We start from the raw sequence: 13305 nt of genomic DNA, 5'->3' as shown, positions 1-13305 counted from the left end.
TAAAACCAGAAGACATGTTCACAAAATTCATCAAGAGACCCGTATTCGCGATTGTGATTTCGATCATGATTGTCTTTGTCGGGATACTGGCGATCAAGAAACTGCCCATTTCGCAGTTTCCGGACATCGCACCTACCACGGTCAATATCTTTATCGACTACCCCGGGTCGAGTGCTGACGTACTGGTCAAATCGACGCTGATTACGCTCGAACAGGCTCTCAACGGGGTGCAGGACATGCGCTACATCGCAACCGATGCGACGAGTGCTGGCGAAGCAACCCTCCGTATCATCTTCGAACCCGGTACCGACCCGAACGATGCGGTCGTTCGGGTAAAAACGCGTGTCGACCAGGTCATGCCGCTGCTGCCCGAACTGGTACAGCGGGAAGGGGTTATCATCACGCCGATTCAGCCCAGTATGCTGATGTACGTCAACCTCTATTCGACCGCGAAAGGGATTGACGAGAAGTTCCTCTTCAACTACGCGACGGTAAAGATGATCCCCGAAATCCAGCGGACGAAGGGTATCGCCCGGGCGCAGATTCTGGGTAGCCGCCGGTACGCCATGCGGGTGTGGCTGAACCCCGACCGCATGCGGGCCTACAACATTTCAGTAGAGGAAGTGATGAAGGCGATGGGTGAGCAGAGTATCATCGGTCGGCCGGGCCGACTCGGGCAAAGCTCCGGTATCGCTGCGCAGTCGCTTGAATACGTACTGACCTACAAGGGCCGCTACAGCGATCCGAAAGAATACGAAGGCATCATTATCCGGGCCAATTCGGCCGGGGAAAGCATCCACCTGCGCGACATTGCCCGCGTCGAACTGGGTAGCGAGTTCGTCAACATTTACTCGAACCTCGACGGCCATCCGTCGGCGGCTATCGTCCTGCGCCAGAACTACGGTAGTAACGCCAGCGACGTAATCGACGAGGTAAAGGAGAAGCTGGAAGTGATGAAGCAGTCGTTCCCGCCGGGTGTCGACTACAAAATCAGCTATGACGTATCAAAATTCCTCGACGCGTCGATCGAGCAGGTTATCGACACGCTGCGCGACGCCTTTATCCTGGTGGCCCTGGTGGTGTTCCTGTTCCTGGGCGACTGGCGGTCGACATTGATTCCGATTCTGGCGGTGCCGGTGTCGCTGATCGGGGCCTTCTTCGTGATTCAGGCATTCGGCTTGTCGATCAACCTGATTACGCTCTTCGCCCTTGTATTGGCTATCGGTATCGTGGTCGATGATGCCATTGTGGTGGTCGAGGCCGTGCACGCCAAGATGGAGGAAAAGCCGTACCTAACGCCGTTTGGGGCCGTCAAGCAGGTACTGGCCGAAATCAGCGGGGCCATCATCGCCATTACGCTCGTCATGGTGTCGGTATTCCTGCCGATCTCGTTCATGACCGGTCCGGTCGGTACGTTCTACCGACAGTTCTCAATCACGATGGCCAGTTCGATCGTCATCTCGGCGCTGATCGCCCTGACGCTGACGCCGGTACTCTGCGCCATGCTGCTGAAAAATCACCATGGTCACCCACCGAAGAAAAACGTGCTGACCCGCGCCATCGACAGCTTCAACCGGGGCTTCGACAAGATGACCGGTTGGTACGTAGGTATCCTGCGACTGATCGTCAACCGGCGCGTGCTGACGTTCCTGATTCTGGGTGCATTCTGCGCGGGTATCTTCTTTGAAAACCAGGTGCTGCCAGCGGGTTTCATCCCGAACGAAGACCAGAGCACGATCTACGCCATTATTCAGACCCCGCCGGGCTCGACGTTGGAACAAACCAACCAGGTATCACGGCGACTGCAGAAGATTTGTGAAGAAGTGCCGGGTATCGAATCGGTATCGTCACTGGCGGGTTACGAGATCATGACCGAAGGCCGGGGGTCGAACGCCGGTACCTGTCTGATTAACCTCAAGACGTGGTCGGAGCGGGACAAAAACGTGAAAGAGATCATGGAAGAGCTGGAAGGCAAAACCCGTAATCTCGGCGCGACCATCGAGTTCTTCGAGCCACCAGCGATTCCGGGCTTCGGTACATCGGGCGGTTTCTCGATGCGTCTGCTCGATAAAAACACCGACACCGACTACCGCGAGTTCGACAAGATCAACAAGGAGTTCATGGCGAACCTGGCCAAACGGCCTGAACTGACGGGTCTGTTCACCTTCTTCGCGGCCAACTATCCGCAATACGAACTGGAGATCGACAACCAGCTGGCCATGCAGAAAGGCGTGTCGATCGGTAAGGCGATGGACAACCTCAACATCCTGATCGGTAGTACGTACGAACAAGGGTTTATCAAGTACAACCAGTTCTTCAAGGTGTACGTCCAGTCGGACCCCAGCTTCCGCCGGTTGCCGTCTGACCTGCTGAACCTGTTCGTGAAAAACGACGAGGGTGAAATGGTACCGTATTCGGCCTTCATGAAACTGAAGAAAGGGCAGGGACCGAACGAGATTACCCGCTTCAACCTGTACAACTCGTCGGCTATTCAGGGGCTGCCCGCCAAAGGCTACACCACCGCCGATGCCATCGCGGCCATCCGGGAAGTAGCGGCCAAGACACTGCCGAAAGGCTATGACGTGGCGTTCGAAGGGCTTTCCTACGACGAATCGATCCGGGGTAACGAATCGCTGGTCGTGTTCCTGATCGTCATCGCCTTCGTATACATGGTGTTGGCGGCCCAGTACGAAAGCTTCATCATTCCGCTGGCGGTACTGTTCTCGCTGCCAGTCGGTATCTTCGGCTCGTTCTTTATGCTGAAGCTGATGGGGCTGGAAAACAACATCTATGCCCAGATCGGTCTGATCATGCTCATCGGTCTGCTCGGTAAAAACGCCGTACTGATTGTGGAGTTCGCCGTGCAGAAACGAGCGGAAGGCGCTACCATCCTGAATGCCGCCATCGAAGGCGCGAAAGTCCGGTTCCGACCGATTCTGATGACCTCGTTCGCCTTCGTCGCTGGTCTGATTCCGCTGATCATTGCCACGGGTGCCGGTGCTATCGGTAACCGGACCATCGGTGCATCAGCCCTGGGCGGTATGCTGTTCGGGACCATTTTCGGGGTCGTTATCATCCCCGGTCTGTACTACATCTTCGCGCATCTGGCCGATGGCCGGAAGCTGATCCGGGGTGAAGAGGAAATGCCATTAACTGAAGAAGTCGAGCACCATGTTTAAACGAATAGCCACGCTGAGTCTGGGGGTTGTTGGTCTGTCGGTTGCCTTCACGGCCTGCAAGACCCCGGCTTTAGTCGTCAAGAATGAAAACCGCGCCGTTCCGGTCAATTACAATACCCGTCAGGGCGAGGATACGCTGAATACCGGGCTGACGCAGTGGCAGCAGTTCTTCACCGATCCGAACCTCGACTCGCTGATTGCGCAGGCGCTGCGGAACAACCAGGAACTGAACATCACCACGCAGGAGATTTCGATTGCCCAGAACGAAGCCAACGCACGACGGGGGGAATACATGCCCTTCGTCGGGCTCCGTGGGGAAGCGGGTGTCGACCGGCCGGGTCGTTACACGCTACAGGGGGCAACCGAAGAAGCCCTGACTATCCGGGATCGCAAGATTCCCGATCCGCTGTCGAACTTCGTCATCGGTGGTTTTGCCAGCTGGGAAGTCGATATCTGGCGGAAGCTGCGCAACGCGCGGCAGTCGGCCATCCTGCGGTATCAGTCGAGCACCGAAGGCCGGAACTTCATGGTCACCAACCTAGTCGCTGAAATCGCGTCGTCGTACTATGAACTGCTGGCCTACGACAATCAGCTGGCGATTCTGAAGGACAACATCGACATTCAGACCAACGCGCTGCGGATCGTGCGGATTCAGAAAGATGCTGCCCGCGTCACCGAACTGGCTGTTCGCCGGTTTGAAGCGCAGGTGCTGAACACCCGCGAACGGCAGTACGCGGTGCAGCAGCGGATCGTGGAAGTCGAAAACCGGATCAACTTCCTGGTCGGGCGCTACCCGCAGCCGGTTGCCCGCACGACGCAGTCAATTGCCACGATGATGCCCGCTATCATGCACGCTGGTATCCCCTCGCAGCTGTTGGGCAACCGCCCTGACATCCGGCGGGCTGAGCTGGAACTGGCCGCTGCCAAACTCGACGTGCAGGTAGCCCGCGCCAACTTCTACCCCCGGCTCGACATTTCGGCGGGTGTCGGTTTCGAAGCGTTCAACCCGATGTTCCTGCTGTCGACACCCCAGTCGCTGCTGTATTCGCTGGCGGGTGGCCTGACGGCTCCGCTGGTCAACCGGATCGGTATCAAGTCGGCGTACCAGAGCGCCAATGCCCGGCAGACGCAGGCGGTTTACAACTACGAACGGACCATCCTGAACGCATACGTTGAAGTGGCTAACCAACTGGCTAACATCAGCAACCTGCAAAGCAGCTACGACCTGAAGACACAGGAAGTACAGGCCCTGACCCAATCGACCGACATTGCCAACACCCTGTTTGGTAACGCCCGCGCTGACTACATGGAGGTGCTGCTCACCCAGCGCGATGCCCTGGACGCCCGTTTCGATCTGGTCGAGACTAAGCAACAGCAGATGATGGCTGTCATCAACATCTACCGTGCCCTCGGTGGTGGCTGGCGATAAGCCTAGTGTAGCGTAAGTAAACAAACCGCCCCCTGCTCGTCGAGCAGGGGGCGGTTTTCGTTTGGGGCAGAATTATCATATGTCAGACCTACTTCTATATTTGCACGGTATGAATTTGGAGAGGTACCCATTAAAGGCAGAAGATAGTTTAACCGTTTTTGAGTTTATCAGTGAAGGTCCTAACGGTTTGGTCCACAAGCTCATTCAATTCCAGCCGGCTAGCTATTTCAAGGTTTATAATCTCGCTTTCGGTGATAAAAACGAGGCAACCGGCGAGATCGATGATTTGGCAGTGTCCAACAACCGTGATACAGAAAAAGTGTTGGCCACGGTGGTAACGGCCCTGTATGCCTTTTTTGATAAGCACCCCGATGCGTATGTATACGCTACTGGTAGCACCAGTGCCCGGACTCGCTTATATCGAATGGGGATTACCCGGTTCTACGAGGAGATTACCCGAGACTTCGAACTTTACGGACAAATTGGAGATGAATTTGTTGATTTTAGAGTTGGTGTAGAGTACGCAGGTTTCTTAGCCCTACGGAAGTTGAACTAATCTCAATGATAGCGATGCGAACTATTCAGAAACCCAACAGCCGCAACCGTTCAGATGTGCAGATCGACCCTACTCTGGAAGAATACCGCGATAAGATACTTTTTCCAGAAAAGTTGAAGAAAGCCAACGAGCTGCTTAAGAATACGAAACTGCCAAGCCGCAAACGTTCGAATTGACGTGTTTGACGTAATAGGTGAGCTAAGCACACTTGATGCTCACTGACTGGGGCTAAGGTTAGTCAGGAAAATAACATACGTAACCGCCCCCTGCTCGATGAGTAGGGGGCGGTTGGCGTTTAAAGACTAACAGACGAAGAATTCAGCAATAATCTGCGTTGATACCAAGCCACCTATGGCTACTTTTAGCCGGTAAGCGAAACGCTACACGAAACGATGTTGACCATGACTGTCGAACATGCCTTAAACGAATTCTATGACGAGTACGGCTATGGTGAGGAGGGCGGTATTTATAAAAAATGGGACATGATTAAGTTTGGCCCCATCGCACTGCCGCTGCCGAATCTGGAATCCCGCCGTACCAATATCTACCTGCACGATATCAGCCACCTGGTTACGGGCTATGACGTGTCGTGGCTGGGTGAAAGTTCGGTGTCGAGCTGGGAAGTCGCGACGGGTGGTTGGGGCCGCCTGTATTTCCCCTGGCTGTTGACCCTGTGGGCCATGGCCGTCGGCGTAATGCTGTATCCGCGTCAGAGCTACCGGGCTTTCCAATTGGGTTTGCGCATGAAAAACGCATTCATCGGCGGGTTAAGCAAACCGGCTATGTACCGCTTGAGCCTGGCCGAACTGCGACTCCGGTTGCAACGAATGGACAGCGAGTGGATACACCGTAGCTATGTTGTCTGGGCCGGATTGAGTCTGTTGGTCTGGTGGAGCCCGTTCATAATCGGTTTTCTCCTGTACCAGCTTCTATAACTCCACGCTCTAGACTGGTGACAGAACTTGACTAACATAGCGACAAGGCCCCCTGCTCATCGAACAGGGGGCCTTGTCGCTATAAACGCTTGAAAGAGGGAGAGTTACCGAATGGTCGACGGTTAGTCGGTATATCGTTTGACGAGCTTGAAGAACAGGCCAACGATCAGAATACCAATAAGTTTGCCCAATAGATTCCAGCCCGCCGGCCAGCCCGGTTTGGGGAGCCTGGCAAAGCCGGTAAAGAACACATACAGTACAGCGAGCAAGCAAACCATGCCCACCAACAATACCAGAAACCTGATCATGATCGTATCGACAGTTGGGTCCGGATGATTTTTAGAATGGTCTCAGGTACATTCCTCAGTAGGCAGTACCGCGCTCGCGAACAGCATGCCGGTGCAGAGACAGTATTTTCCCTCGGTGCGGGCCAGAATGTCGCAGTTTCGGCAGGTGGCGCACTGCTGCCAGAACTGTGGGTCGTGGGGGAGTTCGGAGAAAGCGACCGGTCGAAAGCCAAGCTCCCGGTTCAAATCCATGACGACCTGGCCGGTGGTGATGCTGAATAGCTTCGCATTCGGAAACAGTTGCCGACTCAACGTAAACAGGGCGTGCTTCAACCGACGGGCTACGCCCTGATGCCGGTAGGCGGGATCGACGATCAGCCCCGACTGGGATACGAACAAACCATTCTCCCATACGTCGAGGTAGGTAAATCCCACCCACTGGCCGTTGGGTAGCGTCGCGATGATGGCCGTGCCTGTCCGTATCTTCTGCCGGATATACTCGGGCGAGCGGCCCGCGATACCGGTGCCCCGATTTGCGGCACTGAGCTTCATCTGCTGACAGATGGCGTCGGCCTGGGCCAGGTGTTGGCCGGAAGCAATGTCAATGCGATAATCAGTACGCATGGTGATGCACTCGTTCGGTTGATGATTACGGAAGGCAGGTCGTTAGCTGACGACAGTATTCGGTCTTGATGGCCCTGGGCAGCATATAGCGAATCACGTCCGACCGGGAATCCCGTTTGTCGAGTAGCCGGCTCAACTGAACGATGTATACCGTACAAAGGGCGTTGCTGATCCGTGGTTCGGCATGCAACAGAATGTCCTCGGCTGCCAGTAAACAGTGTTTAACGGCCCGGAACCGATTCTGATGCGCCAGCACCGATGTCACTTCGTAGAGTTTGTGCAGCGTCGCGAAAACACTGGTACCACCTGGCAACGCGTTGAATGTGTTACCCGCTTCCGGAATCTGATCGGCTAGTACCTGCCGTAAATTGGTTTGATCAATCGTCGTATCCATGACCTATGTGGTTTGTGAAGCATGGTGTGCCAACGACAGACCAGTTTTAGGGCATCCGACTAATGTGCTGGCTGCTAATTGAATACGTGAGCCAGCTTTTCCGGTCGTCCGTGCAACGCTGCCATATTGGTGGAGTCCGTTTTCCATTTTGGTAGGGTGGGCGATGCTGACGGGGCAGAAAGTAAAGGTGGAAATCGCGCCTGTCCGGCAGGGTATAGGGCTTCAGTCGATTGCTTTGTTCGTCAAGACCCCGGTTCCGTCAGGGCTGTTTTTTACGCAACCAGCCAACTGCTTTATAGTACCTGAGTCATCGGTCAGGGAGCGCGCCGGCTACACAATCACGAAATCAATGACTACTCATCCTGATCTTGCTCCCATCACCCGCCAGTTACGGGCGATGTATGGGTCGCGGCTGCTGGTGGCTGCTGTACACCATATCCCCGTCTTCGATACCTTAAGCAACGGCCCGCTGTCGATTCGGCAGCTACAAGACCAGTTGCAGCTTGGCGAACGGCCGGCCAGCGTACTGTTTCCGGCTTTGTGCGCGATGAATCTGCTGGCGTATGCGCCTGACGGGAAATTGTATATCACGGAACTTGGCCAATATCTGACGCAGCATCGGGCAACGAATCTGAGGGGGTACGTTGGTCTGGAAAAAGACGATGCGGGTGTGGTCGAAATGGCCGCTCGCCTGCGCAACGACGGACCGCTGGACACGCCGGATGGCATTTCGTTCGTCAAAGAGGGCGATGAGCCGTCGCCAATGGATGATCCGCTGTTATCCCGGCAGTTCACAATGGGGCTGGCCGGACGCGCCCGACAACTGGCTCCGTTGGTAGCGGCCCGGCTTCCCCGGCGGGCGGGGCATCTACTGGACGTAGCGGCCGGTACAGGTCTCTACGCATACGAGTGGCTGCTGGTCAATCCAGCTGCAACGGCGACCATACTGGACCGTCCGGCCGTGCTAGCCGTTGCGGAAGAACTGCTCGATGAATTTAGCCGGAGTGATCGGCCGGGGGCGGAGCAGATTCGGGAGCGCGTAACCTTCCGGGCGGGCGATATGCTGACCGATGCGTTGCCCGAAGCAGATATCCTGCTGGCCGCCAGCCTGTTCCACGACTGGCCAACGCCGACCTGTCAATGTCTGGCGAACCGATTTGCTACGGCCCTGCGCCCCGGTGGCGAACTCTGGGTGCATGATGCGTTTCTAAACGACACGCTGGACGGGCCGCTGGCGGTTACTGACTATTCCGCTGCGCTGTTCTGGGGAACCAAGGGGCGCTGTTACAGCCGGGCCGAGTACCGAAGCTGGCTGGTGCAGGCCGGTCTGGAGCCGGTGGCCGAAACGTGGCCTACCCAACTGGACTACAGCCTGATCTATGCCCGAAAACGCTAGGGAACAGATTGCCTGTCTTGATAGAAAACGCCGAAGGCCCGGTTACTCGCGCGAGTAACCGGGCCTTCGGCGTTTTCTACAATTGGCTGATTAACAAACCTAAAAGGTTTTTTGGAGACCTTTTAGGTTTAACGCTAGTTCAGCGCGATCTGTCGGCTTGTCGTTGCATCGGCTGGCATCGCCGATGCGCTGTGAAGTGACACCTGGTGGGTCGTCGTTTTTTCACCGTTGGATACTTCGATGGTGTAGTCACCGTCCGGCAACTGGCTCAGGTCGAAGCGAACCTGCGCGCTGGTTTGGCGCTTGGCGACCTGTTGCGTCAGCAGGGTCGTGCCATTGGCTTTGTTGACGCGAACCGTCAGGTAGTTGCCCGCCTGTTTTTCCATCGACAGCACAAGACGACCGTCGGTAGCGGTGTACAGGCTGGTTGCGTACGTTACGGCCTGCTTGCCGGGGCGGGTGATGGGATTCGCCTGCGACAGGGTAGACAGCGATGAAACAAGCGTAAAAGCGATCAGCAGTGCGTTGAAGGTAGTTTTCATGGTATTGATTTGATTCGAGTAAGAAGACAGATTCAGGGGGCGTTGTTGCCGTTTGTTGAATCAAAACTAGTGGGGCAAACTGGCCGCAAACAGGGATTTCGGATGAACTGGGGGAAAAACGCGACAAAAGCCCGGTTTTGCGGGATGAAAGGTGGTTGCCTTATATTATTTCGAAAATTGGCTTTGTGGTATGTTTATTTAGAATAATATTTTGCTAGAGATGTTTGTTGTCCCGCTTTTATAAGGTCCAGTCAGGATTGTCGACCGCTCATCCTGCCTTGTATACCGTTTACTCAATTGTTGATTCGGTTTGACCACGTAATTCGACAAATAGAAGGCTACTGCCAATTAATTGCCGGTAGAAACACGATTGGTATCGGTCGAAAGCTATCGATACAGGCCCGATTTGTACGGGAACGGACTCCGCGCTGTACGGGAGTGGACAATCAAGTACATGCTTATAATTATAGGTTGCTGGTAGTCAGTAGGTTATCTGTGGTGGTATGGTAGTTGGCATAAAGTGGTCGAACCAATCGATCACACAGTACACCCAATTTCGCTATGACTACCCTGCTTGCTACCGTCTTTGCCAAACCCATCATCATCCTGCACTTACTGATGGCGTCGCCCGTGCCAGCGCTTGTTGAGCAACCTGCCAGTGAAGCTACGTTTGCTGCCAGCGCCTATGTAACCAGATCCAACAAAATCCGCGTGTCCATCGATAAACCGAATCGCGAACCGATGACGATCAGTCTGCGGCCGGTGGGGCAGCAGCACGTCGTTTTCACCGAACACGTCCACCGGAAAACAACGAAAACAACGCTGCTGCTGGACGTCGATCAACTCGCCGACGGCGTGTACGAACTGGAACTGAAAACCAGCAGTGGTCAGCTAATTAAACAGATCGACCTGCGTACACCCGCCAAAGTCGATACGGTTCAACGTCAACTAACGCTCGAATAAATTACCCCGTCAGGCATGCGGCAGTTTGTCTTGCCGAGTAATTCCAGCACCTGTTTTTTTCCACCCGTCGCAGATGGGTACTACAACAAAACCCAGTAAACAAGCACCATGAAAACGCATATGCAATACATCTCGGCCGGTAGTCAGGCTGCAACTGGTCGACTGATACACCCACTGACTGGGCTAAACCAGAAACGAACTATGCCCGCATGGCTGTGGTGGAGCCTGCTTGCTATCTGCCTGTTGCAGGCGCAGTTGGGCCTGGCTCAGGTCGGTGAGTCAGCTGGTAATCAGCTACAGCGCGTATCGGTAGACCGGGGCTATTGGCGGCTGAATACGCTGGCCAGTACCCAGACAACGCAGGTGCAGTTCTTTAGTCCTGCCCATCAACTGCTTTACGAAGAACGGATGCCTGGCCGTTGGGTTAACCTGACGCGGAAGAACCAGAAGCAGTTCGATCAGTTGCTCGACCAACTGGTTAGCAATCAGTTACTGGCGACGCGCATCAAAACCACGCCACTTCCCGAGTCGACTGATGAGCTGATACCGGCCGATCCGGTGCCGGTGGCTACCGCACAGTCCATTCGCGCGACCACTAATTCCAGGGGTGAACTGTTCCTGGCCATCGACAATCCAGCGTACGCGGCCATCAACGTATCGGTAATGGACCGTGACCAGGCCTTGTACGAGGAATCGGCCAGTAAAGGGCAATACCGGCGGAAGCTGGATGTGTCGGCGGTCGACGGTGACGCCTGCCGGCTGCTCGTACGCCTGAATAACCAGCTGGTTGTTTACCGGATAAGTCGCCCCGCTACGCCATCGGCTTATCGGCTGTTGACGCCTGTCGGCCAAACGGGCAGTGCCAACCTGTGATAAGTTGGTGAGGAAGGTTGCCGGTCTCATCAACTTTTTCTGCAATCGACGCTGTTGCTCGACACGTAGAATCGCTGGTATGGCTTCCTCGACAACTGACAGGCTAACTATCAGGTAGAAGGCACCCGCCGTTATTCCGCCGGGGGGCATCTCCCGCGCCCTGTGGATCTTGCCCGGCTCTGAAACGGACAAAGCCCCAGCTGATAGGCCGGGGCTTTGTCCGTTCTGTATTACGAATCGGCTTAGAACGACTCGTAGTCGTAGCTGAGGACGGCCCCCTTGGCTACGTCTTTTTTGGTGCGCGGCAACCCCTGTTCGGTATAGGTGTATTCGGTTTTGTACACCGTTCCCTGGTCGACCTGGGCGCTGACGATGTTGTTACGGCTGCTGTACAGGACCGGGTCGAACGTATAACTCCATTTGTTGAACGGGTTGACCTTGTCGTCGTACTGGTAGTTTATGGTGAATTCAGTCCGGTCGTTGGCGTTCAGATAGGCCGCCTTGACGATGTTGCCATTCTCATACGTGTAGACGTAGCGTGCGCGGGTAGGAAACCCGTACCGGATGATATTTTCCTGCTGCCACTCCGTAACCTGACCCTGTGTATTCAGGCGGTAAATATTTCGCTCATTTAGTTGATCGGGCAGCGGTTGCCCATTGGCCTGAAAGCGCGTGGTCGTCTGCTCGATAAAGCCGTCGCCGAATGTATACGTAGTCAATTCGCCCACACTGCCGTCGCTGTTGGCCTGACCATACCGCACGCGGTAGCTGGTGAGTCGACCCTGTTCGTCGTAGGTACACTCATTCGTTAGCTCGGTCGCGTTCGGCGCGGTTGGAGGAACGATGACCTGCGAAAGAAGACGCCCCTGTTTGTAGGAGAAGCGGGTGTTTATAAAATAAGGACCTAGCCCTCCGTTGTCGCCCTGTACCGTCATTTGCTTCAGCCGCAAGTTAGCCGTAGTCGCAGGGGTAGTCGCCGTTGATGAATTAATCGATGTCGTTGCGGTAACAGCCGGGGCAATGGCATCTGTGCCTTGCTGGCAACCCATCGCAAATAAGGATAGCAGACCTAGAATAACTTGATAGCAGTTCATAGATAGGCGAATTTTTAGTGAATAACCTGTTTTTAATCAGAAAGTTACGCTTTTTTGTTCGGTTTCGGTACCGGTGCTCCGGACGACCGGTCCGAGTCCTGTTAACGCGCCAGTCAGGCCTATAGACACGAATAAAACGGCTGGCGATTGCCGGTGTATTGCCTGCGGTTAATGCATATCCGCGCATTCATCCCATATCTTAGCGCGCTCATGGCTTTCATAACGCAGTCGTAACTGGTACAGATTATATGGAGTTGATTACGTTCCTGAAACAGCGGATTACCCTCACCGGCGACATGGAACAGATACTGGAAAACGCCATTGTCCGGGAAACGTTCGGCAAACACCATAAATTACTGCCGATCAACAATCGGTCGCAGACGATCTTCTTCTTCGAAAGTGGTCTGGCCCGGACCTTTTACCTGCGGGAGGATGGCAAAGACGTTACGCACAGCTTTCACAAGGAAAACGCATTTACGGCCCCGATCGAGAATATCTTTTACAAAGGTCCGTCGCCGTTTGGGATCGAACTGATTCAGCCCAGCGTCGTCCGGTCGATTGATTACCGGGAGATGGAGCGCTTTATCGATCAGTACAGCGAGCTGGAACGGCTCATCCGGTTTCTGCTGATCGACATCATCAAAGGGTTTTCGGACCGGCTGTACGCGCTGCAATTTCAGTCGGCACAGGAACGCTATCGCTCGCTGATGGAGGAGCACCCCGACATTCTGCAACAGGCTCCGTTGGGCCAGATTGCTTCTTACCTGGGTATTACGCAACAGACACTCAGCGTGATCCGCTCGCAGCGTATGTAGGGGATTTGTAAGGTTGTTTTTACCCCTAAATCTCCTGAAGAGCAGGGCTGTTAAGTTCTAGCCTGTTTACCCCCCAGCCCCCTAAAGGGGGAGTAATTTCTTCGCGGAACGCTCCCCCTTTAGGGGGCTGGGGGGTAGATGAACCGAAGGAAATTTAGCTTCTAGTAGTATCAAATCAAGAACTTAACAGCACTGCCCTTCAGCAGATTCAGAGGTAT

The 13305-nt window shown here is 54.8% G+C and carries 13 protein-coding genes; 8 read left to right on the top strand and 5 right to left on the bottom strand.

What is annotated here, in order from left to right; all coding sequences use genetic code 11:
- Positions 1–14 precede the first annotated feature (14 nt).
- From CLV58_RS23435 to CLV58_RS23420, 4 genes are all read left to right on the top strand, one after another.
- Positions 15–3179: an efflux RND transporter permease subunit gene (locus tag CLV58_RS23435; protein ID WP_106140268.1), complete on the top strand. Its 3165-nt coding sequence runs from the start codon at positions 15–17 to the stop codon at positions 3177–3179.
- Positions 3172–4608 (top strand): TolC family protein, encoded by a 1437-nt coding sequence (locus tag CLV58_RS23430; RefSeq protein ID WP_106140267.1) that lies wholly within the window; start codon positions 3172–3174, stop codon positions 4606–4608. The genes CLV58_RS23435 and CLV58_RS23430 overlap by 8 nt, the downstream gene beginning before the upstream one ends.
- A 109-nt stretch (positions 4609–4717) precedes the next feature.
- On the top strand, positions 4718–5164 hold the full coding sequence (locus CLV58_RS23425) for a DUF6934 family protein (RefSeq protein ID WP_106140282.1): 447 nt from the start codon (positions 4718–4720) through the stop codon (positions 5162–5164).
- A 401-nt stretch (positions 5165–5565) separates the two neighbouring features.
- Positions 5566–6099: a hypothetical protein gene (locus CLV58_RS23420; protein WP_106140266.1), complete on the top strand. Its 534-nt coding sequence runs from the start codon at positions 5566–5568 to the stop codon at positions 6097–6099.
- A 122-nt stretch (positions 6100–6221) separates the two neighbouring features.
- On the opposite strand, the gene CLV58_RS23415 is transcribed toward CLV58_RS23420, so the two are convergent.
- Genes CLV58_RS23415 through CLV58_RS23405 form a run of 3 tightly spaced genes read right to left on the bottom strand, consistent with a single transcriptional unit; the run spans position 6222 to position 7404 of the window.
- The gene (locus CLV58_RS23415) at positions 6222–6407 is read right to left on the bottom strand and encodes a hypothetical protein (RefSeq protein WP_106140265.1); all 186 of its coding nucleotides are present in this window, start codon (positions 6405–6407) and stop codon (positions 6222–6224) included.
- A 42-nt stretch (positions 6408–6449) separates the two neighbouring features.
- Positions 6450–7010 (bottom strand): GNAT family N-acetyltransferase, encoded by a 561-nt coding sequence (locus tag CLV58_RS23410; RefSeq protein WP_106140264.1) that lies wholly within the window; start codon positions 7008–7010, stop codon positions 6450–6452.
- A gap of 25 nt (positions 7011–7035) precedes the next feature.
- Positions 7036–7404, bottom strand: a complete 369-nt coding sequence (locus tag CLV58_RS23405) for a DUF7674 family protein (RefSeq protein ID WP_106140263.1) — start codon at positions 7402–7404, stop codon at positions 7036–7038.
- 349 nt (positions 7405–7753) lie between these two features.
- Here CLV58_RS23405 and CLV58_RS23400 point away from each other — a divergent pair, with 349 nt between their 5' ends.
- Entirely contained in the window at positions 7754–8800 is a 1047-nt protein-coding gene (locus CLV58_RS23400) for a methyltransferase (protein ID WP_106140281.1), read from the top strand.
- A gap of 134 nt (positions 8801–8934) precedes the next feature.
- Here the strand turns inward: CLV58_RS23400 and CLV58_RS23395 are convergent, their stop codons facing one another.
- Positions 8935–9342, bottom strand: coding sequence for a hypothetical protein (locus CLV58_RS23395; protein WP_106140262.1), 408 nt, complete (start codon positions 9340–9342; stop codon positions 8935–8937).
- Between the two features lie 561 nt (positions 9343–9903).
- Between CLV58_RS23395 and CLV58_RS23390 the strand changes: the two genes are divergently transcribed.
- Together CLV58_RS23390 and CLV58_RS23385 are read left to right on the top strand one after the other, a co-directional pair.
- Entirely contained in the window at positions 9904–10305 is a 402-nt protein-coding gene (locus CLV58_RS23390) for a hypothetical protein (RefSeq protein ID WP_106140261.1), read from the top strand.
- 108 nt (positions 10306–10413) lie between these two features.
- Positions 10414–11178 (top strand): hypothetical protein, encoded by a 765-nt coding sequence (locus CLV58_RS23385; protein WP_106140260.1) that lies wholly within the window; start codon positions 10414–10416, stop codon positions 11176–11178.
- A 242-nt stretch (positions 11179–11420) separates the two neighbouring features.
- Here CLV58_RS23385 and CLV58_RS23380 read toward each other — a convergent pair whose 3' ends face one another.
- Positions 11421–12272, bottom strand: a complete 852-nt coding sequence (locus CLV58_RS23380) for a hypothetical protein (protein ID WP_106140259.1) — start codon at positions 12270–12272, stop codon at positions 11421–11423.
- Between the two features lie 248 nt (positions 12273–12520).
- Between CLV58_RS23380 and CLV58_RS23375 the strand changes: the two genes are divergently transcribed.
- On the top strand, positions 12521–13087 hold the full coding sequence (locus CLV58_RS23375) for a Crp/Fnr family transcriptional regulator (RefSeq protein WP_106140258.1): 567 nt from the start codon (positions 12521–12523) through the stop codon (positions 13085–13087).
- Positions 13088–13305: the final 218 nt, after the last annotated feature.

Origin of the sequence: Spirosoma oryzae, from assembly GCF_003002825.1 — a bacterium.
GTDB classification, from domain to species: domain Bacteria; phylum Bacteroidota; class Bacteroidia; order Cytophagales; family Spirosomataceae; genus Spirosoma; species Spirosoma oryzae.
This window is presented reverse-complemented; position numbering and strand designations above follow the sequence as displayed.

Coding starts and splice junctions, on each gene's coding strand:
- CLV58_RS23435 (WP_106140268.1), top strand. CDS start 15: ATGTTCACAAAATTCATCAAGAGACCCGTATTCGCGATTGTGATTTCG.
- CLV58_RS23430 (WP_106140267.1), top strand. CDS start 3,172: ATGTTTAAACGAATAGCCACGCTGAGTCTGGGGGTTGTTGGTCTGTCG.
- CLV58_RS23425 (WP_106140282.1), top strand. CDS start 4,718: ATGAATTTGGAGAGGTACCCATTAAAGGCAGAAGATAGTTTAACCGTT.
- CLV58_RS23420 (WP_106140266.1), top strand. CDS start 5,566: ATGACTGTCGAACATGCCTTAAACGAATTCTATGACGAGTACGGCTAT.
- CLV58_RS23415 (WP_106140265.1), bottom strand. CDS start 6,407: ATGATCAGGTTTCTGGTATTGTTGGTGGGCATGGTTTGCTTGCTCGCT.
- CLV58_RS23410 (WP_106140264.1), bottom strand. CDS start 7,010: ATGCGTACTGATTATCGCATTGACATTGCTTCCGGCCAACACCTGGCC.
- CLV58_RS23405 (WP_106140263.1), bottom strand. CDS start 7,404: ATGGATACGACGATTGATCAAACCAATTTACGGCAGGTACTAGCCGAT.
- CLV58_RS23400 (WP_106140281.1), top strand. CDS start 7,754: ATGACTACTCATCCTGATCTTGCTCCCATCACCCGCCAGTTACGGGCG.
- CLV58_RS23395 (WP_106140262.1), bottom strand. CDS start 9,342: ATGAAAACTACCTTCAACGCACTGCTGATCGCTTTTACGCTTGTTTCA.
- CLV58_RS23390 (WP_106140261.1), top strand. CDS start 9,904: ATGACTACCCTGCTTGCTACCGTCTTTGCCAAACCCATCATCATCCTG.
- CLV58_RS23385 (WP_106140260.1), top strand. CDS start 10,414: ATGAAAACGCATATGCAATACATCTCGGCCGGTAGTCAGGCTGCAACT.
- CLV58_RS23380 (WP_106140259.1), bottom strand. CDS start 12,272: ATGAACTGCTATCAAGTTATTCTAGGTCTGCTATCCTTATTTGCGATG.
- CLV58_RS23375 (WP_106140258.1), top strand. CDS start 12,521: ATGGAGTTGATTACGTTCCTGAAACAGCGGATTACCCTCACCGGCGAC.